16 protein-coding genes and 2 pseudogenes are annotated in these 21,816 nt (G+C 51.1%); 8 read left to right on the top strand and 10 right to left on the bottom strand.

Features of this window, described 5'->3' with window-relative positions:
- The first annotated feature begins 12 nt into the window (after positions 1 to 12).
- Positions 13 to 1,824: a HAMP domain-containing protein gene (locus H6629_11110; GenBank protein ID MCB9068343.1), complete on the top strand. Its 1,812-nt coding sequence runs from the start codon at positions 13 to 15 to the stop codon at positions 1,822 to 1,824.
- Positions 1,825 to 1,980: 156 nt separating this feature from the next.
- On the top strand, positions 1,981 to 2,844 hold the full coding sequence (panB, locus tag H6629_11105; protein ID MCB9068342.1) for a 3-methyl-2-oxobutanoate hydroxymethyltransferase: 864 nt from the start codon (positions 1,981 to 1,983) through the stop codon (positions 2,842 to 2,844).
- Here the strand turns inward: panB and H6629_11100 are convergent.
- The 8 genes and pseudogenes from H6629_11100 to H6629_11065 all read right to left on the bottom strand — a co-directional run bounded on the left by H6629_11100 (position 2,841) and on the right by H6629_11065 (position 12,676).
- A pseudogene (locus H6629_11100) lies at positions 2,841 to 5,707 on the bottom strand (molybdopterin-dependent oxidoreductase). The gene panB and the pseudogene H6629_11100 sit on opposite strands and share 4 nt — an antisense overlap.
- Before the next feature lie 107 nt (positions 5,708 to 5,814).
- Positions 5,815 to 6,144: pseudogene (locus H6629_11095) on the bottom strand (GxxExxY protein).
- Between the two features lie 48 nt (positions 6,145 to 6,192).
- Positions 6,193 to 7,821 (bottom strand): polysulfide reductase NrfD, encoded by a 1,629-nt coding sequence (nrfD, locus tag H6629_11090; GenBank protein ID MCB9068341.1) that lies wholly within the window; start codon positions 7,819 to 7,821, stop codon positions 6,193 to 6,195.
- Between the two features lie 100 nt (positions 7,822 to 7,921).
- Positions 7,922 to 8,368, bottom strand: coding sequence for a YeeE/YedE family protein (locus tag H6629_11085; GenBank protein ID MCB9068340.1), 447 nt, complete (start codon positions 8,366 to 8,368; stop codon positions 7,922 to 7,924).
- Between the two features lie 15 nt (positions 8,369 to 8,383).
- The gene (locus H6629_11080) at positions 8,384 to 8,866 is read right to left on the bottom strand and encodes a YeeE/YedE family protein (GenBank protein ID MCB9068339.1); all 483 of its coding nucleotides are present in this window, start codon (positions 8,864 to 8,866) and stop codon (positions 8,384 to 8,386) included.
- 42 nt (positions 8,867 to 8,908) lie between these two features.
- Positions 8,909 to 10,603, bottom strand: a complete 1,695-nt coding sequence (locus tag H6629_11075; protein ID MCB9068338.1) for a solute carrier family 26 protein — start codon at positions 10,601 to 10,603, stop codon at positions 8,909 to 8,911.
- Between the two features lie 93 nt (positions 10,604 to 10,696).
- A complete protein-coding gene (locus tag H6629_11070; GenBank protein ID MCB9068337.1) occupies positions 10,697 to 12,133 on the bottom strand; it encodes an MBL fold metallo-hydrolase in 1,437 nt (478 codons plus the stop codon).
- Between the two features lie 84 nt (positions 12,134 to 12,217).
- Positions 12,218 to 12,676: a dCMP deaminase family protein gene (locus H6629_11065; GenBank protein ID MCB9068336.1), complete on the bottom strand. Its 459-nt coding sequence runs from the start codon at positions 12,674 to 12,676 to the stop codon at positions 12,218 to 12,220.
- Positions 12,677 to 12,865: 189 nt separating this feature from the next.
- On the opposite strand from H6629_11065, the gene H6629_11060 reads away from it, so the two are divergent.
- The 6 genes from H6629_11060 to H6629_11035 all read left to right on the top strand — a co-directional run bounded on the left by H6629_11060 (position 12,866) and on the right by H6629_11035 (position 20,802).
- The gene (locus H6629_11060; protein ID MCB9068335.1) at positions 12,866 to 13,858 is read left to right on the top strand and encodes a 2-dehydropantoate 2-reductase; all 993 of its coding nucleotides are present in this window, start codon (positions 12,866 to 12,868) and stop codon (positions 13,856 to 13,858) included.
- A 30-nt stretch (positions 13,859 to 13,888) separates the two neighbouring features.
- Positions 13,889 to 14,734, top strand: a complete 846-nt coding sequence (locus tag H6629_11055) for a pantoate--beta-alanine ligase (GenBank protein MCB9068334.1) — start codon at positions 13,889 to 13,891, stop codon at positions 14,732 to 14,734.
- Positions 14,735 to 14,817: 83 nt separating this feature from the next.
- Positions 14,818 to 15,189, top strand: coding sequence for an aspartate 1-decarboxylase (locus tag H6629_11050; GenBank protein MCB9068333.1), 372 nt, complete (start codon positions 14,818 to 14,820; stop codon positions 15,187 to 15,189).
- Positions 15,190 to 15,642: 453 nt separating this feature from the next.
- Positions 15,643 to 17,724, top strand: a complete 2,082-nt coding sequence (locus tag H6629_11045) for a pyruvate dehydrogenase (GenBank protein ID MCB9068332.1) — start codon at positions 15,643 to 15,645, stop codon at positions 17,722 to 17,724.
- 106 nt (positions 17,725 to 17,830) lie between these two features.
- Positions 17,831 to 19,033: a 2-oxo acid dehydrogenase subunit E2 gene (locus tag H6629_11040; protein MCB9068331.1), complete on the top strand. Its 1,203-nt coding sequence runs from the start codon at positions 17,831 to 17,833 to the stop codon at positions 19,031 to 19,033.
- Positions 19,034 to 19,332: 299 nt separating this feature from the next.
- On the top strand, positions 19,333 to 20,802 hold the full coding sequence (locus tag H6629_11035; protein MCB9068330.1) for a hypothetical protein: 1,470 nt from the start codon (positions 19,333 to 19,335) through the stop codon (positions 20,800 to 20,802).
- A gap of 41 nt (positions 20,803 to 20,843) precedes the next feature.
- On the opposite strand, the gene H6629_11030 is transcribed toward H6629_11035, so the two are convergent.
- Together H6629_11030 and H6629_11025 are read right to left on the bottom strand one after the other, a co-directional pair.
- Positions 20,844 to 21,116, bottom strand: a complete 273-nt coding sequence (locus H6629_11030) for a DUF493 domain-containing protein (protein MCB9068329.1) — start codon at positions 21,114 to 21,116, stop codon at positions 20,844 to 20,846.
- Positions 21,117 to 21,170: 54 nt separating this feature from the next.
- Positions 21,171 to 21,752 carry an aminodeoxychorismate/anthranilate synthase component II gene (locus H6629_11025; protein ID MCB9068328.1) on the bottom strand — a complete coding sequence of 194 codons (582 nt, stop codon included), beginning with the start codon at positions 21,750 to 21,752 and terminating at the stop codon, positions 21,171 to 21,173.
- Between the last annotated feature and the right edge of the window lie 64 nt (positions 21,753 to 21,816).

The raw sequence follows: 21,816 nt of genomic DNA, 5'->3' as shown, positions 1-21,816 counted from the left end.
TTTTTGAGTTTGTTGCTAGTTCTCGTGGTTGTCAGTGTTGGTTCATTTGCTTCTTATGAACAATATTCAGTCAATGAGTTCAAACGCGAATTCGAGAAAAGAGGCGCATTGCTCACCAAAACACTCAGCAACCAGGCACATTACAATTTGGTGATGGAAGATTATGACGGGTTAGAAGACATGCTGAAAACGCTTCAACAGAATAAATATATTGAAGTTGGCGCATTTTACAATGCAGGTGCAACCCAAGTTGTTGGCGTTAATGTTGATGTGTTGCCGGAAAGTGATTTACAAATTTCCGGTGATTTTGAGGAATTATCGTGGACATATAACAAAAATGGCGAAAAACTACTCCTCGCCCGCCACAAAATTGCAACCGACGCCAATCCCGATGACGTGCTGGGATTTGTACAGATTGCCCTTCCTGCAGATGCACTGACAGAACAGGAAAACACCGGTTTATTAATTTTGCTGGGCGGCACATTTGTTTTTCTGATGATCGGGCTTTTGGTGCTGTGGGTGTTCCAGAAAGTAACCATCACACCGGTAAAAGAGCTGAGTTTTGCTGCGGAAAAAGTGGCCGACGGCAATTTTGATGTTCGGGTGTACAGCCAGAGCAACGACGAGATCGGTGTATTGATCGAATCCTTCAATCAGATGGTCCAGAACAACCGCGATCTACTGGCGGAAGCCAACGCCCGCTCCAGTGAAGCCGAGATCGCCCGGAAAAAATCGGAAGAAATGCAGCAAAAAGTATTGGAAGAGCAGAGTTATCTGCAATTTCAATTTGAAAAAATTGAAACCGCAATTACCGCCGTAACGGCAGGCGATTTAACCCAGGAATTGACCATCGACAGAGATGATGCCGTTGGCATGTTGATGCAAAAAATCAACGCGATGATTCGCGATCTCAATTCGCTAATCGGGCAAATGCATTACGCTTCTGAATCAGTGGCAGATGCATCCGGACAAATTGCATCGTCGGTTGACGAGCTTTCCAAAGGCGCGGGTCAGCAAGCCATTCAAACGCAGGAAGTTGCAAAAGCCATCGAGGAAATGTCGCAAACCGTCAATCATTCTTCTCAAAGTGCATCGGATGCCGCGCAAATTGCCCGACAAACCTCGATGCTGGCAGATAGCGGCGAGCGGATATTCCGGACAACGTTGGACGGCATGAAAAATGTTGCCCAGATCGTCCGCGATTCCGCCGGGACGGTGGAAAAATTGGGGCAATCCAGCCGGGAAATTGGTGAAATTGTTCAGGTAATTGATGATATCGCCGACCAAACCAACCTGCTGGCACTGAACGCCGCCATCGAAGCGGCACGCGCCGGTGATCAGGGGCGCGGGTTCGCAGTTGTTGCGGATGAAGTACGCAAATTAGCGGAGAGAACAACATCTGCCACATCAAAAATTGCGGAGATGATCAAACGTATTCAGAATGAAACACACGTTGTTGTGGAAGCGATGGAGCAGGGTTCCACCGAAGCCGAAAAAGGCATGAAAATGGCCGATAAAGCCACCGAAAGCCTCACAGAAGTGATCAGCTCAATCACCCGGATTACGGAAAATATCAACCAGATTGCATCGGGTATTCAGCGGCAATCCAGCACCGGCGAAGATATTACCATTCGTGTGGATCAGATTTCTACCGAAGCCCGGAACGTCTCCGAAGCAACGGATGAATTATCCAATATCTCATTAAAACTCAACCAGCTAACACGGCAACTTTACGGCAGCGTAAAGCATTTTGTTATTCGAAAAGAAACGGCCCAAAGCTGGGATACCGTTTATGAAACCAGCGGCAACCCAACTGAAAGCTGACAAAATTTTTACATTTGAGATGAGCATTTGTTCACCCCGGGTTCCCAAAATCCGGGGTTCTTTTTTTGGTTTTCCACACCGGGATTTTGGAAATCGCTTGCATTCACAGATACGTAACAACAAGTTTCGGATCAAAAAAAACAGGTTGTTTAACATATGAGCAAACACACAGAAAATAGAAAAATCTCCGTTTTGGACATCATCGCCAAAAAAGAAAACGGCGAAAAAATAGTAATGCTTACAGCGTACGATTTTCCCGCCGCCAGGCTTGCGGACGAAGCAGGCGTGGACATCACGCTGGTTGGCGATTCGCTGGCGATGACAGTTTTGGGGCATCCCAACACGGTTTCACTGACGATGGATGAAATGATTCACCACTGCAAAGCGGTTGCGCGCGGCACCCAAAATGCATTTTTGGTGGGCGATATGCCGTTTATGAGCTATCAGGCAGAAATTCCCGAAGCGGTTCGCAACGCCGGACGAATGCTGAAAGAAGGCGGTATGGACGCGGTGAAAATTGAGGGTGGCGCAATCATCGCAGATACCATCTGCGCGATAGTGAACGCCGGTATTTTGGTGATGGGTCATATCGGGCTGACGCCGCAATCCGCTACAAAACTGGGTGGATACAAAGTGCAGGGCAAAACCGCCGAAGTTGCAAATGAACTGCTGAACGATGCGCTGGCGCTGCAAAATGCCGGTTGTTTCAGCATCGTTTTGGAAGCGATTCCCGCCGAAGTTGCAGCGATTATCACCGAACGGTTGTCGATTCCCACCATCGGCATTGGCGCGGGCGTCGGGTGCGACGGGCAGGTGTTGGTCTATCACGACGTGCTCGGTCTGTTCGACCAGTTCGTGCCGAAATTTGTGAAGCAATACGCCAATCTGCGCACCCCGATTCTGGAAGTGCTCCAGAAGTATTGCGATGAGGTTCGCAACGCCAAATTCCCCACCATCGAACATTCATTCACGATGAACGATGCGGAATTGAAACGATTGAACGAGCTGCTCGAAAGTTAAGTTTTTTTGATATAAAACAGCTCCGGCGCCGGACGCAGCGGTCGCCCCAGCCACAGTGGCCGGCGCAATCCGCCCGGTCCCGGTGCGGGTCGGGTCAGCTTCAGCCACTCGCGGTAAATCGCCATCGATTTTTCGGTATCCACCACAATATCGCCGTATGCGTCACCCGCATGCGCTGTTTCGATGCGCACTTTCTGGTGCCAGCAGTGCATCCCGCTGATCGGGTCCGGGTGCACCGGAAAGGTGATATTCTGATGCACACCGCCATCGCTCCAGAAAATCCGTTTGGAATCGGCATCGCTGCTATCGAACGGGCGAATGCCCGAAACGGTGCGCATTTTCCATTTCCCGTTTTCTGTTGAAATTTCCACCGTATTTGTCGCCCAGCGATTCCCCACCGTATCCTGCGGTCGCCGCCAGCGCCCGATGTGATGCGAGCACGCCACAACGCCCGGTTTCATGCTTTCGGTCACCCAAACCTTGTCCACAAAATAGCCGATTTCTGTGTTTACCCGAACCAGATCGCCGGTTCGGATGCCGAAAGTTTTTGCATCGGAGGTGTGCATCCAAATGGGATTCCGGTTGGAAATTTCCGTCAGCCATTTGGCGTTGCCAGAGCGCGAATGGATCAGCGTGGGCAGCCGGAAGGTCGGCACCAGCGGGAATTCGCCGTTGGCGCGATCGAGATGTTGCTCGTGAATATGGCTTTTGATGTAAGTTGGAATTTTGAATTCCGGCCAACCCCAATCGACCAGCGTTTGCGAATAAAACTCCTGTTTCCGCGATGGCGTCGGGAAGCCAACGCAGGCGCGATCGCCAATTTGCACGCCGATATTTTTGCCGTTTTTGCTGATCGCGCCGATCGATTTATCAATCACTGCGCCGCCCAAATCCGATTCGCCAAGCTGCTGTAAATGTTTGGCATACGATGTTTTTTCAACTTCAAAAACGCCGTATTTTCGCATGTAATCCAGCGGCGTCAGTCCCTCGCTTTCGGCTTTTTCCGGCAGCCCGGGCGTGTGCTCAAAAATGTAGCGGTAGTATTCATCGATGTTGATTTTTTCGCCATCGCGCCACGGCGAAAGGAAATGTTTGCGGATGCCCAAATCGCCGTCCGGATCGATGCGCCAGGATAGCTCGATCCAAAATTCGTCCTCCTCCCACACTTCGCCGGGATTCGCCTCGTAGGTAAATTGCACCGGTTTGCCCATTCGCCGCAGCGCCTCCCGCTGCACCGGCTGGCGAAACGCCATCCACATGCCGGAGTGGGTTTCGTAGCTGATCAAATCGTGGCGTTCGCCGGCGTGTCCCATCGGCAGCACGTAATCCGCGAAATAGGCGGTTTCGTTCCATGTCGGCGTCATCGCGATGTGCAGCCCGACCATATTTTCATCAGACAGCGCTTCCATCCACGTAAATCCGTCCGGATACGTCCACACCGGATTGAACACGCGGGTGAAATAGACATCCATTTTGCCGCGCCCTTCTTTCAAAAAATGGGGCAGCAAAAAGCTCATTTCAAAATGCGAAAGCGGGTATTCATTGGGAAAGTGCAGCTCGTTCCAGAATTTTTGCGCCGGCGGATTGTCGAAAAATTTCGGGTGAAATTTGTTCCACGCGCTCGGCGATGTGCCGCCAACCGTGCCAACGCTGCCGGTGAGCACGTTCAAAAATGCAGGCAACGCGCCACCGCCCAACCGCCGAGATTCCCGCTGCCCGCGCTGCGCCAGTTGTGAGTGGCAAAGCGTTCGCCGGCTTCGCCGATTTTTTGGGCGATTTCCACGATCATTTTGGGATCAATACCCGCCTCCGCAGCGGCAAATTCCGGGGTGTATTCGTGGTATTCTTCCCGGATTGCGACGATGAAATTTTCGAAAGTTGTAGCCATTTCCGGGCGTTCGTTGGTCATGTATTCCTGCCAATTCACCCAGTTTCGCAGAAAATTTTCGTTGTATAAATTGTTGTCCAGTATAATTTTAGCGATGGCGAGCAACACCGCCGCTTCGCTGCCGGGATTGGTGGGCATCCAGTAATCGGCCATGCTTGCGGTGTTGGACAATCGCGGGTCCATCACCGCGAGTTTGGCGCCCTTCATCTTACCCTCGATGATACGCTGCGCATGCGGGTTGAAGTAATGCCCCGATTCCAAATGTGCGCTGATGAGCAAGATAAATTTGGCATTCGCGTGATCCGGCGATGGACGGTCGTAGCCGTGCCAGATGGCGTAACCGAATCGCGCGCCCGCCGAGCAAATATTGGTGTGGCTGTTGTGCCCGTCCACGCCCCAGGCTTGCAGCACGCGGTTCGCGTAACCCTCGTGTCCCGGTCGCCCGACGTGATAGGCAACCTCGTTGTTGCGCCCTTCGCGCAGCGCGTTGCGGATGCGTCCGGCGATGTCATCCAGCACGGTGTCCCAGCTAACGCGCTCCCATTTGCCCTCGCCGCGTTTGCCGGTGCGTTTCAGCGGATACAAAATCCGGTCGGGATCGGTGATCTGGTTGATGGTTGCCGGACCTTTGGCGCAGTTGCGCCCGCGACTGCCGGGATGGTAGGGATTGCCCTCAAATTTGCGGACTTCCAGCGTTTTTTTATCCACGTAGCTCAGCAAACCGCAACCGGATTCGCAGTTGAAACACTGCGTCGGCACAATCATGTAATTGCGTTTTTCCCGACGAAACCCGCTTTTGGCTTCGTATTCCGTCCAGTCGTCCCACTGTTCCGGCGGCGGATAATCGGTGAGTTTGCCCGGCTCGGTCAGTCGCGGCAAATCCACGACATCTGCGCTGTTTTCGTGCAAATCTGGAATCAGCCGCAGCTTTTCGGCTATTTTTTCGATGAATGAAGGTTTGTGTTTTGTCGCCATTTTCTCTCCGAATTTATTTGCCGCAAAGGCGCAAAGATCGCAAAGAAAATTAAAAATCCCTTGGGGCCTTTGCGCCTTTGCGGCTAAGGCTATAAACTTTATCGTTTTCAACCATTAAAATTGATGAGCAACCCGACTCTGTAATTACCTGATTTCAAATAACTTAAAAGCTGGGCTTCAAAAAGTGGGTCGTGTCTTTCAACACTTTTCAATTCCAAAACCACAATGTTTTTTACCAAAATATCGACCCTGAATTCACCAATACCCTATTTTGTAATATGCAACGATTTTTGCCTTTCAAATCGGATATTAATTTCTTCAAACTCTATACACAAAGCTGCTTCATAAACCGATTCCAGTAATCCGGGGCCTAATTGTTTGTGAACTTCAATCGCACAACCAATTATTTTCTGGGTCAATCGATTAATTTCATCCATTATTAACCTCTGTGATCTCCGTGTCTCTGTGGCAAATCTAAATCAATTTCAACTCAACGGTATCAATTGCGGGGCACGGACCCAGATGTGCTCGGTGATGTAAATCCCGGTGAGCGCCAGCAATCCGGCAATAGCCAGCAGATTTTCGCCGAAAATGATCATCAGCGCCAGCGGGAAAATGTTACCGATCAGCAGCACACCGATCACGAATAATTTGCGGAATCGCCCGGCGATGATCATCTGAACGGTGCGTTTTGCATCGGCTGTGGGATGGGGCGTAAACAGCTCAACTGCCAAAATGACGAGATTTGCAGTAATTGCCAGCATCAGCGCATCGATGATGAACAGATCCCAATTGGCATCACCAATTCCAGCGACGGTGAACAATGCGAAGAATGCTGCGCCGGCCATCAGCGAGTGAATGAGCATGTGCAGTGGCAGCGTTGGCGATTGCCAGAAATCGCGACCTTTGGCTTGCGCGAACAAAAACGCGGTGTAAACCGCGACGATCACCGCAAATGCGGCGGTCAGCCAGCCGGAAATTGCCGCCAGATCGGGCATGTTCCAAAATTTGGCGTGACCCCAAATCGCCAGCAACGCGCCGTAAAATGTGATGGCGTAGCCACCCTTCACCAGCCAGGATTTCCACTGCGGACGCAACAAAACATATGCGAATCGTGCCGGTTTGTCGAGGTCTTTCACCAGCAGCAACCCGGTGATCGCCAAAAACAGCAGGCTGCCGCCCCAGCCGATCCACTGAACATTTTCCGCAACCGGCGAATCTGCCAACAAAGTCGCGAGAAATGGCAGCAAAAATGCCCCGGTGGCGATGGCTTTTGTCCAGACATACGCGGACACTTCCCATCCCCAAACCGCACCTTTGCCGGGAGCGTCGTATGCGCGACGAGTGTTTTCCCGCCGAACGTCATCAATTTTCTGATCGATATTTTGGGATTGATTTTCCGGAACAACCCGCCCGTCGCCGCCGTTTTGGGCGAGCTGTTTGACCATTTCCAGCGGGTCGGATTTGGCGATCAGCGCCTCTGCATATTTCGCGAAATGTCCCACGCCGGTCGATTGCGAACTCCACAAATAATCGCTCGATGGCGCAGTTGCCGTCGGCACCAGAGATGCCAAATCGCCGTCGATGTAAAACAGCTTTGGCTGCGTTCCCTTCTCGATTTTCCGGGCGCTAACCTGTTGCCGGGAAAGGAGTTGGCTGATCTCCGAAACGGGATCATCCATATCGCCGGAAATGATGGCGTGCTCCGGGCAAACGTTCACGCACGCCGGTTCCAGCCCGATATCCACCCGATGCGTACAGTAGTTGCATTTGGCTGCAGTTTGCGTTTCGGGATCGATATACAGCGCATCGTACGGGCAGGCTTGCATGCAGGCTTTGCAGCCGATGCAGCGGCGATTGTCGAAATCCACGATGCCGTCATCGCGGGTGTGTAGCGCTTCCACGGGGCAAATATCCACACAGGGCGCGTCGGCGCAGTGATTGCAGCGCATCACAGAAAACAGCCGGCGCGTGTGGGGAAATTCCCCTTTTTCGATGTATTTCACCCAGGTCCGGTTGACGCCAATGGGCACATCGTGTTCAGCTTTGCAGGCAACGGTGCAGGCGTGGCAGCCGATGCATTTTCGGTTGTCGATGACAAATCCGTAGTTCAATGGACCTCCGGTTTTGGACAGCAGATTGTCACCCCTGCGCAGGCAGGGGTCTCCCGCTGAATCCCCCTAAACTTTAATTTTTGTTACACTTCTGCATCTTTTATTGCATGACTTCCGCAGATTCGGCGGTTGCCACTTTTGGCATTTTGCGACTGTTCCACAATCCATAAAAATAGGTGCCCAGCGCGATGCCGATCACGGTGAAAATCGCGGCGAGTTTGCCTTCACCGGCCATCGCGAGCACGGTTCCGGGGCAGGCACCGGCCATTCCCCAACCTGCGCCGAGCAGCAGCGATCCGGGGATCAGCGATTTCCGGTACGGTTTCGCTTCAAATGTGAGGTGTTCGCCCATCAGCGATTGTTGGCGGAATTTTTTGAGAATCGCCATGCCGACGGCGCCGGTTCCGGCTGCGGCAGCGATCACCCACAACAACTGTAAATCTTTGAAAAGAAACAAGTTGGCGTAAAAATCATAAGTTGTCGCACCGGCACGGCTCAGCAAAAAACCGAAAACGATGCCAAATATTGTGAATATAATTTTGTTCATTTTTTCCCCTATAATTTACAAAAACAGCAGTTGGACAACCGCCACGCCGCCGACAAAAAATCCTGCGCCGGCAACCATGCTCGGCCAGTTCAGCAATGCAACTCCGGTGATGGCGTGTCCGCTTTGGCAACCGCCCGCAGCGCGCGCGCCGAAGCCGATCATCGCACCGCCGGACATCAGCCACAACCCTTTTGCCCACCAGCTTTCCGGCAAAACGGCGTCGTACATCGCGCCGGTGGACAGGCTGAATACGACATCTCCCGGCGAAGTGAGCGCCGCAAGCAACCCGCCAACCGGGATGCCGATGATGAACCACATCCGCCAATTGCTGCGGTATTCGCCGGCGGCGAAAAAATTGATCTTCGAAAAATAGGCGCACATATTTCCGTACGCGGTGGAAACGCCGAGCAATTTCCCGGTGACGAGATACAGCGCTATCACAAAAATGCCGATGGCAACGCCGCCAATCCAGCCCTGCCAGACAATTACTTCCGTCATTTTGCATCCTCCAGGTTTAAATAAAACAATAGCTTGCGAACATCATTTTGAGCCCATCGGGGTTTCCGGATCGTTCCCGAAAAAATGCCGCACTGCATCCTTTTTGCTGAAAAAAAAGTGCTCATTGCCCAGTTTTTCGTAAAAACCGGATTTTTTCATCATGTCTGTTATGTAGCCTTTCAGGTTGGTAAAATTGAGTGAAATGCCCTCCGCTTTCAGCTCGTCCACCATGTCGCGCAGCACAGATTCCGCCGATGAATCCACTTCGTTGATGCTGCTGCCATCGATAATCACCATTTTCACCGGTTCCTCGCGGTGCTGGATGGCTTTGTATAATTGGTCCTTAAAATACGAAATATTTGCGAAATAAAAAGATGCATCCATCCGGATGATGATCAAACCGGGAATTTCCCCGGCATTTGCGACCCGGTGGACGTTGCGGTAAACCTCCGTGCCGGGCACTTCGCCCATAAACACGATTTTCGGGCGGGTGATGCGCCGCAAAATCATCACCACCGATGCAACAACACTGAGCAGCACACCGCGCTGGATGCCCAGCAATAGCGTAATGACGAACGCGAACACCATCACCAGAAAATCTGATTTCTTGATTTCGAAGAGCCGCCGCGCTTCCCGCACGTCGATCAGTCCGTAAACCGCAACGATTATCACCGCGGCGAAAACTGCTTTGGGCATGTAATAAAACAGCGGCGTGAGAAACAACGTTGTGATGCCCACAATTCCGGCGGAAACCATCGACGAAACGCCGGTTTGCGCCCCGCTTTCCGCATTCACCGCGGTTCGCGAAAAACTGCCAGCGATGGAAAATCCGCCAAAAAGACCCGATGAAATGTTCGCCGCGCCGAGTCCGAGCAGTTCTTTGTCCGCCTCCACTTCGTAACTGCGTTTGGCGGAAATGCGTTTGGCAACCGCAAATGCTTCCATAAAACTGACGAACGACAGCGTGAGCGCGATGGGCATCAGTGATTCAATTTTAGCAAGCGTAATTTCGGGAATGCGCGGTATCGGCAGACCTTCCGGCACGTCGCCGACAATGCTGATGCCGTATTTTTCCAAACCGAATGCCCACACCGCCAGCGTACTGAGCACCACGGCAACCAGCGCGCCGGGCACCCGTGACCGCCATTTTTTCAACCCGATCAACAACACCAGACATAAAATTCCGGTCAAAAATGTCGGGAGGTGAAATTCGTCAAGATGAAAAATAAGATAGGTTACGAGCGTGTCAATTTCCTGGCTGTTGGGAATGCCGATGCCGCTCATGTGCCGTAGTTGTCCGAAAATGATAATCACCGCTGCCGCAGATGTGAATCCGCTGATCACCGGATTCGACAGAAAATCGACCACAAATCCCAATCTGGCAACGCCAACCAACAGTTGAATTGTGCCAACCATAACTGCCAGTAACGCCGCCAGCGCGAGATAATCATCCGTTCCCGGATTCGCCAGCAGCCCGATGCCCGCCGCAACCAGCATGGAATCCAGCGCCACCGGACCAACCGCCAGTTGACGGCATGTGCCAAAAACCGGATAAACAATCAGCGGGACAAACGCGGCGTACAACCCGTGAACCGGGGGCAAACCGGCGAGCAGCGCATACGCCATCGCCTGCGGAATGAGCATCACCGCAACTGTAAATCCGGCAAACAGATCGTTTTTGAGATATTCGCGATGGTAGTTGGGCAGCCAGTTTAGTATGGGGAAAATTTGGTTCATGAAATGCGGTTTACCGGTTCAAAATGCCGGAAAATTGTAAGTTACAACATTCCGGCATCGTAAAAGTGAGATGATTATTAGACTGGAAAACGATTATTTCTCGATTTCGCCACCCGCTGCGCTCCACGCCATATAACCGCCTTTGAGATGCACAACATCGAATCCGTGGGCTTCCAGCATGCCGGCGGCAAATGCGGAACGGTTGTCCGTGCGACAGTGAATCCAGAGCTGTTTGTTTTTGGGAATCTCGTTCATCCGCGCCAGCAACCGCGTGTGTGCGATATTTTGCGCACCTTTGAGATGCCCTTCCTCAAATTCATCTGCGCGGCGCACATCGAGAATAAGCGTGTTGCCGTTCGGCGACATTTTTTTCAAATCGAGCATATCCCTCGAAATCATCTGGATCATTTTTCCGCCGGCTGTCGCGTAATGTTGCAGGTCCGCCGGTGTAGCAAAACCGACCACTTTATCCAGCCCGATGCGAATCAGATCGATCACCGCTTCGCGAACGCGAGTATCCTCGACAATCAGGTAAATTGCAGTATTCTCCGGCACATACGATCCCGCGATTGTGTTGAAGGAATTGTTCAGCGGCGTGAACAATGCGCCGGGCAAATGTGCTTCGGCGTATGCGCTCCATTCGCGGGTATCGAGCAGCGCAGCGCCGTTTTTGGCAGCATCGAGCATCGCGGAAACAGTTGTTTTTTCAGGATTTGGCAATCTGCCAAGCAACGGCGGACCGTCCCGGTTGTCGCGTTTCATTCGTGCGAAATACAGCGGCGGTTCCGGCTGTCCGTGCAAAATAGATTTCACAAAGCCGGATTCGCTGTTCGCCGCGGCAATCGATGCGTTAAAGCGTTTTTCGTAACCGACCGTCGATTGCGGCACTGCGCCGAGCGCTTTTCCGCAGGCGCTGCCGGAGCCGTGCCCCGGCCACAGTTGCAGGTAGTCCGGCAAATCTTTAAAGCCCTGCAGCGACTGGTACATCACTTTGGCGGATTTCTCTTTTGCGCCCGCAACACCGGCTGCCGATTCCAGCAAATCCGGTCGCCCGACATCGCCGACAAACACAAAATCGCCGGTGGCAATGCCCATCGGCGCGTTCGCGCCACCGCCCTGGTCGGTCACCAAAAAAGAAATATGCTCCGGCGTGTGTCCGGGCGTGTGCAGCACTTTCAACTCAATATTCCCGATGTTGAACGTATCGCCATCGTAAACCAACTGATGATTGTATGTGCCGCCGCCGCTTTTTTTGTCGAGCCAGCGATATTTCCAGTCGTCATCGCCTTCGTCGGAGAGATACAGTTTTGCGCCGGTTCGCTCCGCCAATTCCCGCGCGCCGGACAAAAAATCAGCATGAATATGCGTTTCGGTAATCGCAACGATTTTCATGCCCTCATTTTTGACAAAATTGATGTATCGATCCACGTCGCGTTCCGGATCGATCACCACTGCCTCGCCGGTTGCCTGGCAACCGATAACATACGATGCTTGCGCGAGTTTGTCGTCATAAAGCATTCGAAATAACATGGGAACCTCCTGAAATGTATATGAATCAGGTTATGTGCAACACACAATTCTCTGTAGCGGCAATTCATGAATTGCCGCTATTTTTCACCGAATGTAACGCTCAAATTTACCCACAAGTTCGGGCAGCGCAGGCATTTCCAGCTTGCGCGTGGCGATACCGGCCGCACCAAAAATCCGTTCGCTGGCTTCATGAAATTTTTCGCCGCGATATTTGTCGGAGAGAAAAACCACTTCGGCAATTTTTTTCTGCGCGATGTGTTTGGCACATTCGTTACAGGGAAACAGCGTCGCGTAAATCCGGCAACCGTGCAAATCGTTGATCGTCGAGTTCAAAATAGCATTCGCTTCCGCGTGAACCACGTACGGATATTTTGTTTCCAGCCAATCGCCGTCGCGTTCCCAACGAAACCGCTGCTCGTCGATGCCCGCCACAAAACCGTTGTAACCCGTGCCGACAATGTGATTTTCGCGATTCACGATTACCGCGCCAACCTTGCTGTTCGGGTCTTTCGAGCGCAGCGAAGTGAACACGGCAATGCCCATAAAATATTCATCCCAGCTCAAATGCGTCAATGATTTGCCTCCGATTCGCAGATTTTTGATTCTCCGAATTTACTGAAATTCCCAGAGAAACGAAACGACGAAATCGGTGGTTTTTCAATTTCCGTTCAATTTTCGATAGTTTTAGATGTATTATTACGCCCCGGAACCGTTTTGAGAGGTTGAAACGCATTGGATAAATTTCACATTGCCATTGTTGGCGTTGGCGCGATGGGCACCAGATTCGGCGCGATGCTGCAGCAAATTGCCGATGCGCATTCGCTGAAAATTACGCTGATCGGCAGTTGGGCGGAGCAGATTACCGCGCTGAACAACGGGCTTTCCGTAACCGATGAGCAGGGCAATGAATCCAATGTGCGGCTGGCTGCCACAGCAAATTGGCGACATGCGCCGCAGGCAGATATCGCAATTGTGTTGGTAAAAAGCTGGCAAACCGCGAACGCCGCGCAGAAAATCGCTCACTTTTTGAAACCGGACGGCATAGCCGTTACGCTGCAAAACGGTTTGGGAAATGACGCGATTTTAGCAGAAACATTCGGTGAAACCCGCGTTTTTCGCGGCATCACAGCGATGGGTGCAAATCTGGTTGCGCCGGGAAAATTGCGTTTTGGCGGCAACGGTCGAACGCTGATCGAACGGAAACATCCGTCGCCGGAGCGATTGCAATTGTTGGTGGGTGCGCTTAACGCAGCGGGAATCCCAACCGAATATTGCGATGAAATTGAGCTGCCGATTTGGGAAAAATTGGCGGTGAACGCCGCCATCAATCCGCTGACTGCGCTGCACAACATCCCGAATGGCGAACTGCTGGCGCGACCGGATTTGCTGGCGCAAATGGAACTGATCGTCCGCGAAGTGGTAGAAGTGGCGAATGCCAGGGGCATCAAATTATCGTTTCCGGAAACCTGGCAAAATGTGCAGTCGGTTTGCCGGCAAACCGGGCAAAATATTTCGTCGATGCTGCAGGATGTGCGCAACCGCCGCCGCACGGAAATCGATGCCATCAACGGAATGATCGTAAAATATGGCAGGGAATCCGGCATCGCCGTACCAGAAAATACCGTAGTTTGGCAACACGTGAAAAATCATGTAGAGACGATTCACGAATCGTCTCCAACCAAAACCGGACAACGCATTGGCGATTCAAACAAAGGCGATTCATGAATCGTCTCTACCAAACAAAATACAAAACATATGAACGTCGTCGAACACATTGAATTATTGCGGAAAATCCGCTGGCAAAACCCGCTGGAAAGCTGGGGACTGGTGCCCACAATGGGCTTTTTGCACGAAGGTCACCTGAGTTTGGTGCGTCGCGCAAAAATGGAAAATGACCGGGTTGGCGTGAGTATTTTCGTGAATCCGGCGCAGTTCAACAACAGCGCGGATCTGGAAAAATATCCGCGAAATTTGCAGCGCGATCTGGATATGTTGGCTGCCGAAGGCGTCGATCTGGTGTGGACACCGACGCCGGAAATCGCTTATCCGAACAACTTCCAAACCTATGTAAATGTTGAGGATATCACCCAACCGCTTGAGGGCGAAAAACGTCCGGGGCATTTCCGGGGCGTTACCACGATTGTCGCGAAACTGTTCAATGTGTTCCAGCCGCAACGGGTGTATTTCGGGCAAAAAGATGCCCAGCAGGTTGCGGTCATTCGCCGGATGGCGACGGATCTCAATTTCAATCTGGAAATGGTGGTTTGCCCGACTGTTCGCGAATCCGACGGTTTGGCGATGAGTTCCCGCAATGCCCGGCTTTCGCCGGAAGCGCGACAGGATGCGCTGTGTTTGTATCGCGCGTTGCAAACAGCGGAAGCGTTGGTGCAATCGGGTAAAAAAAATGCAGGCAAAATCATCGCGGCGATGCGGAAAATTATCGAACCGGTGGAGCGGGCGAGCATCGATTACATCAGCATTGCCGATCCCGAAACGCTCGCGGAAGTGGTGGAAATCCGCCAGCACGCGCTCATTTCAATGGCGGTTTTTGTCGATGATGTTCGATTGATTGATAATGTGTTGGTTGAATCGAAGTTTTGAGATGAGCCCCCTGCCTTTGGCGCGAAATCAGGAATCTCGTTTTTACTGATTATTTTTCTAAAAAACAGGAGAAATTTGATAACATGCGATGGGTTATGCGATCAAAAATACATAAAGCGACGGTTACGCAGGCGGATTTGAACTACGTCGGCAGCATCACGATTGACGAAGATTTGATGGACATGGTCGGGCTGTGGCCGGGCGAAAAGGTGCTGGTTGTTAGCAATACATCCGGTGCGCGGCTGGAAACCTACACGATCAAAGGTGAGCGCGGCTCCGGCGATATTTGCATGAACGGCGCTGCGGCGCACCTCATCAAAGCCGGTGAAGAGCTGATAATTATGGGATTTGAGTTGACCCATCGCCCCATCGATCCGAAAGTGATTTTGGTGGACGAAAACAACCGTTTCGAGCGCTACCTCACCGAGCAGCCGCAAACCCGGCTTACGTTTTGAATTTTCAGAAATGGCTCTTTTTTACAGATTTTTTCCGCAAAGGCGCGAAGTTCGCAAAGGATTAACAAATATTAACGTTGCACTCAATATTGTTGAAATATTTAAGTTTCGTTGAAATGCCGGGAGATTCCTGCCTTCGCAGGAATGACAGGCATTTCAACGAAACTTAAATATTTCAACAATATTGAGTGCAACGTTAATATTTGTTAATCCTTTGCGAACTTCGCTCCTTTGCGGCAAGATTGGCAAGAGCAACCAAACATTAACATCCAACAGCCGCTGTAATTTTTATCCGATCACCCCATCCCCAAAAAGTTTGCTACTGCTTGACACGCCTGTGACGCCGCTCTAAATTGATAGCCTGCAAAATCGCGACATTTCTCAACATCGCATCAACGCGACCGATTTTTATTAGATGCGAATGTTGAGAATCTTGAAAATGAGGTCCATTGAATGAATAGAGCTGACTTGCTGGCGCAGTTCGACTGGCGCCATATTGCCCGTTTGGTGTTCACATCGCGGGCGATGGATGATATCGAAGAAACCGAATTAGTCCCCAAAAAACAGGTGTTGTATCAATTTTCCGCGCGCGGGCACGATGTTACGCAGATCATCTTGGGATCGCTGTTGCAACATCCCAAAGATGTCGTTGGTGCATACTACCGCTCCCGCCCTTTGATGTTGACACTTGGTCTGGATTTTGAAGATGCGCTGGCAGGACCGATGGGAAAATCCGGCGGATACAGCAACGGGAAAGATATCGGCGTGGTGTGCAACTTGCCATCGCAGGGTGCGGCGTCCGTACTGCCGATGGCCGGTGATGTCGGTTCGCAATACACCCCGACCGTCGGTGCGGCGCAGGCGATTGAATATCGCCGGAAATCGTTGCAGGACAACGCATACGGCGATGCCATCGCCGTGGTTCTCGGTGGCGAAGGCTCGGTGGCGACCAACGGATTTTGGGCATCGCTGACCATCGCGACAACCCTCAATTTGCCGATGCTTTTTTACATCGAAGACAACGGCTACGCTATTTCCGTGACCAGCGAAAAACAAACGCCAGGCAAAAATATCGCGGAAAATCTGGCATCGTTCAAAAATTTGCAAATTTGGGATGGCGACGGTTGCGATCCGGCGGTTGCCGCGCCGATGCTCATCGACGCCGTGGCGTACGTTCGCGATCGAAAAGGACCGGCGCTCATCCGGCTGACCGTTCCGCGACTTTCCGGGCACTCCGGGCAGGACACGCAAGCCTACAAACCCGCCGGACTCGTCGAAAACGAGCGAACCAACGATCCGCTGAAACAGCTCGAAAAATTTCTGGTACCGAAACATATTTCCAAAAAAGAGTGGCAACAGCTCCAATCCGACGCCAAAAATGATGTGCAAAAAGCGGTCGAAGCCGCGCTCAATCGCCCCGAACCGGATGTGCAAACCGTTAAAAAATATGTATTTGCAGAAACAAAACCGGACGGCTCGCCGGATTTGCCGCAGATGGGCGGACTGATTGCCGAAGGGCACCGGTTTCCGGCAGCGAGCGAAACGCCATCGCCGGAACCGGCGCGCATCAACATGCTGACGGCGATTCGCCGGACGATGGAGCACGAACTGTCAACCAATCCCAAACTGCTGATTTTCGGCGAAGATGTTGGGCCAAAAGGCGGTGTGCATGCCGCGACTATGGGATTGCAGGAAAAATTTGGTGATGATCGCGTGTTCGACACCAGCCTTTCGGAAGAAGGCATCATCGGGCGCGCGGTGGGCATGGCGATCTGCGGGCTGATGCCGGTTTCGGAAATCCAATTTCGCAAATACGCCGATCCGGCCGCCGAACAGCTCGACAATTGCGGTACGATCCGCTGGCGCACCCACAACCGCATCGCTGCGCCGATGGTGGTACGTATGCCCGGCGGTTTCGGCAGCAAATGCGGCGATCCGTGGCACAGCGAATGCAACGAAGTGATGTGGGCACACGGCATCGGCTGGCGCGTGGCGTTTCCCTCGAATGCGGAAGATGCGGTCGGGTTGCTCCGCGCGGCGATGCGCGGCAACGATCCGGTGATATTTTTCGAGCATCGCCATTGCCTCGATATGCCCTGGGCGCGGCGTCCCTATCCCGGCGATGCGTATCTGCTGCCGTTCGGCAAAGCGCGCATCACCCAAACCGGCGACGAGCTGACCGTGGTGACCTGGGGCGCGATGGTCGAGCGGTGCGAAACAGCCGCTGCGGAATCCGGCGTTCCGGCAGATATCATCGATTTGCGAACGCTTTCGCCGTGGGATAAATCCGCGGTGATCGATTCCGTACGGAAAACCCGCCGCTGCCTCATCGTTCACGAAGACGGGATGACTGCCGGATTTGGCGCGGAAATCGCCGCCATCGTCGCAAAAGAATGCTTTTTCGATCTCGATGCGCCGGTGGAACGCCTCGCCACGCCAGATATTCCGGTGCCCTACAACGTCGGATTGATGAACGCCGTGGTGCCGGACGTATCCGCCATCGCGGAAAAAATGGTAGATCTGGTTGAATTTTGAAAAACAAATTGCCACAGAGACACGGAGGGCACAGAGATTTTAGAAAATGATTAAAAAAACTCAGTGATCTCTGTGACTCTGTGGCAAATAAAATAATGAGAAAATTATGGCAGAAATGATCAACATCCTGATGCCTCAATCGGACGAAGGCACCGAATCTGTGGTGGAACGCTGGCTGAAAAAAGTCGGTGAAGCCGTCACCGCGAACGAACCGCTGATCGAAATAAACACAGATAAAGTGAGCCTGGAAATTCCCGCGCCGGCAGACGGTTTTTTGGCGGAAATAGTCAAAAAAGAGAATGAGCCGGTGAATCCCGGCGATTTGCTGGGCAGGCTTTCCATTAAGGCAAAAGGTGAAAGTCAAAAGGAAAAAGTTGTCGTCCCGGCCGATATGCCAAAAATCGAACGGCAGCGACGGACATTTGTCGCAGGCGAACGGGAAGTGCGGCTAAGTCCTATTGTTCGCAAGATGTTAGCGGAACACAATATTCGTCCGGAGGAAATCATCGGGAGCGGCCGCGGCGGACGAATCACCGCGCGGGATGTGGAAAATTTTATCGAAAATCGCGCGGAAGTGCCAAAAGCTGCGCCTCCGGTTTCTGCGCCGTCGGGCAAAATTCCCAGCCACATGGTTCCGCACAACGCGCTGCGCCGCAGCACCGCACGACACATGGTTGAAAGCATGCTCAACATCGCGCCGCACGTTACTGCCGTATTCGACGCGGATTTGTCCGGAGTGGTCGCGCATCGCGCCAAAAATAAAGCCATTTACGAAAGCAAAGGCGTGAAACTGACTTTCACGGCGTATTTTGTGCACGCCGCTGCACAGGCGCTGCTGGCCGTGCCGGAAGTAAACAGTCGCTGGCACGACGACGCGCTGGAAATTTTTGATGAGTGCAACATCGGCGTTGCCGCCGCAACTGATGCCGGGCTGATCGTGCCGGTGCTGCATCGCGCGGAAAAACTCAGTTTGCTGGCAATCGCGGAACAGTTGCAGTCGCTGACGGAAAAAGCGCGCGCCGGAAAACTCGCCAAAGCAGATGTGCAAAACGGCACATTCACCATCACCAATCACGGGATGACCGGCAGCATCATCGCAACGCCGATCATCAACCAGCCGCAATCGGCAATTTTGGGCATCGGGAAAATGGAAAAACGCTTTGTGGTGGTGGAGAAAAACGGGCAGGATGTTCCGGAAATCAAACCGATGGCGTATGTCACGCTGACCATCGATCACCGGGCACTGGACGGGTTTCAGGCGAATCAGTTTTTGTCGGCGTTTGTGGAAACGCTGCAGTCCTGGCGGTGACGTTCTGAACTGAATTATAGATAGCAAGCCTACCCAAAAATTAATTTTATTCCGCTGCTCTGCGCTCAAAAATTTATATATTGGTTTTAGTAACGACTGAAAAATTTCATGTTTAAAAACATGGGATTGTAATTTGCCATCAAAATAAATAACCAAAAAATGCAACAGGTTCCTCAATGGTTTTCATATTTGATAACCGGAATCCTCTGACCAAAATTATTGCGGTTTGCTTCTGCGCGGTTTTTTTGGTGACATGTTCAAAAAGCAGCAGTAATCCAGAGATTGCTCCCGAGCCTGAAGTGCGCATCATTTATCCCAAAAACAATGCGCAAGTTACTGACACCACATCAATCATTGTCGAAGCATCGGACGACAAAGGGGTTGTGAAAGTAGAAATGTATATCAACAATGCGACTTCATGGGATCGAACGTTTTATGTGGAGCCGTATCGATATTTGTGGACAACGCCGCAAACCCAGGATAGTACAAAATACCGGATTTATGCAAAAGCGTATGATGGTGATGGGAACGTTACCAGTTCAAATGTGGTCGATGTTGTGGTGTATCGCTTCGGAGCCCCATCCAATTTATCGGTGATTCCAATAAACGATGGTATGCTGCAACTCAACTGGGTAGATAATTCTGTCCATGAAACGGGTTTTATTATTGAAAAAGCCGCAAGCGACGGAATTTATTTACCGCTGAACACGGTCATGCCAAATCAAACGACATATTTCGATTCATCGGTGGATACATCGCAGGCGTATAGCTATCGGATTAAAGCCGTTTTTGACCAACATGTATCGGCCTGGTCACCCACGGCAAAAATTAATTTTGTTAAGAGCTTATATTTTAACAAACTTATGAAAATTGTGAGTTCGGCAGCACCGGGCTATCCGTTGCCATTCGTCCGGGAGCAAAATCGGGTAACGTGGTGCATCAACAGGAACTGGGATGGCAAGTTTATCAAAACAAATTCATTTCAGAATAATTATGAACTGCTGTCGACATATGGCCGGTACTCAGCCCTCAAATGGAACCCCGAAAGCAATGTTTACGCACTTGGCACAACCTCCGGGAAAATGCACATTTATGATTATGAACTTATTGGATTGGTCGGGTATTACAGCTACCAATTTCCGAATGCCATTGTCGATATCTCATTTTCAAATGACATGGAGTTGCTGGCGATGGACAATGCTAACAATATTTATTTACTGGATATTACGAATGAAACCGTAACGAAAACTTTTACAATGAACCAGGATAGTTCAATCGCATTTTCATTCGACAAAAATAGCGGGTTTATCGCATCTGCAGGCATGGACAGCTCAATTAACGTCTGGCATATTTCGGATGAAGAAACGCTGCAATCATTTCGGATTCATGACTTTAAATTCATCCAGATCCTGTTTTCCCGGAACGGTAATTTCATTTATGGAATCAACGGGGCTGATCCAAATATTTACGTGATAAATTCCCGCACAGGTGATTTGGAAACAACACTTTACGGCAACAGTGACGCAATTTCATTTATCGCAATGGAATCAACTGGCAACCATCTGTTCAGCGGTGATAATGCCGGAAAATTTACAGTTTGGTCGTTAAAAGATCATTCTGAGGTTTACAGCAATATAGATTTGCTAAACCAAAAAATCATTGCGATTAGCAGCTACAATTATTCAGCAGATAAGATTGGCGTAAGCACTGTTTCACAAGATGGCAATATCCGGGACTGGCTGATTGAAAAGCGGTGGCTGAGTCTGTAATAAACCATACATTTATTTTCTGACATTGCGAATTTCGGATATTACAGCACCATCGAAATATGATCATGTTGTTTCAGCGAATGGAAAATATCGTTCCGCTGCGATTCGTTGTCCACCATCATTTCCACATTCAGGCAAATGTATTTCCCGCCGGAACTGAAGTTCGAAAATTTGACCGTATACTCATTTCCCGGAATAATATCTGCGACAGCATCGTGCAATCGCCGGGCATCTTTTCCGATAATTTTGTAAACCCACTCACACGGATATCGCAAATGCAGGTTGTCATCAAACCATTTTATATCGACTTGCATAATTGTCCCTTCCGATTAATTACCATTCAGTATAATCCTTATCATCGTCAAAAATTATACGCGATTAGCCGTTAACGCCAAAAAATTGCTCAAAATTTGCTTTCCACCCTCTGTCAAAAATGATTCCGGGTGAAACTGAACACCGTAAACGGGAAACTCTTTGTGCGTGAATCCCATGATGACGCCTTCCGGCGTTTCGGCTGTGATGTGTAAACAATCCGGCAGCGATTCGCGTTCCACAGCCAGCGAATGATAGCGCATTGCCCGGAAGGGATTGGGCAATTTCGCGAAAACATTTTCCGATTGGTGTTGCACCTGCGATGTTTTACCGTGCATCAGCGTTGGCGCAGAAATTACTTTGCCGCCGAACGCCTGCCCGATAGATTGATGACCGAGGCAAACGCCGAAAATCGGGATTTCCTGATGCAATTCGCGGATCAGATCGAGGCTGACACCGGCGTCATCCGGCGTGCCCGGTCCCGGCGAAATGACGATGCCGTCCGGTGCTGCATCGCGGATGCCCTGCACCGTTATCGCATCGTTGCGAAAAACGGACAATTCCGCACCAAGTTCACCCAAAAATTGCACCAGATTGTAGGTAAAGCTGTCAAAATTATCGATGACCAGTAATTTCATTGTTTTCTCCTATTCCCCTTCGCGGAGGGAAATTTTTATCCTTTATCACTTATCCTTTACCCTT

It is taken from the genome of Calditrichia bacterium (assembly GCA_020634975.1).
Lineage (GTDB): Bacteria > Calditrichota > Calditrichia > RBG-13-44-9 > J075 > JACKAQ01.
Note: the sequence above shows the minus strand (reverse complement) of the source record. Positions and strands in the feature narration are given on the sequence as shown.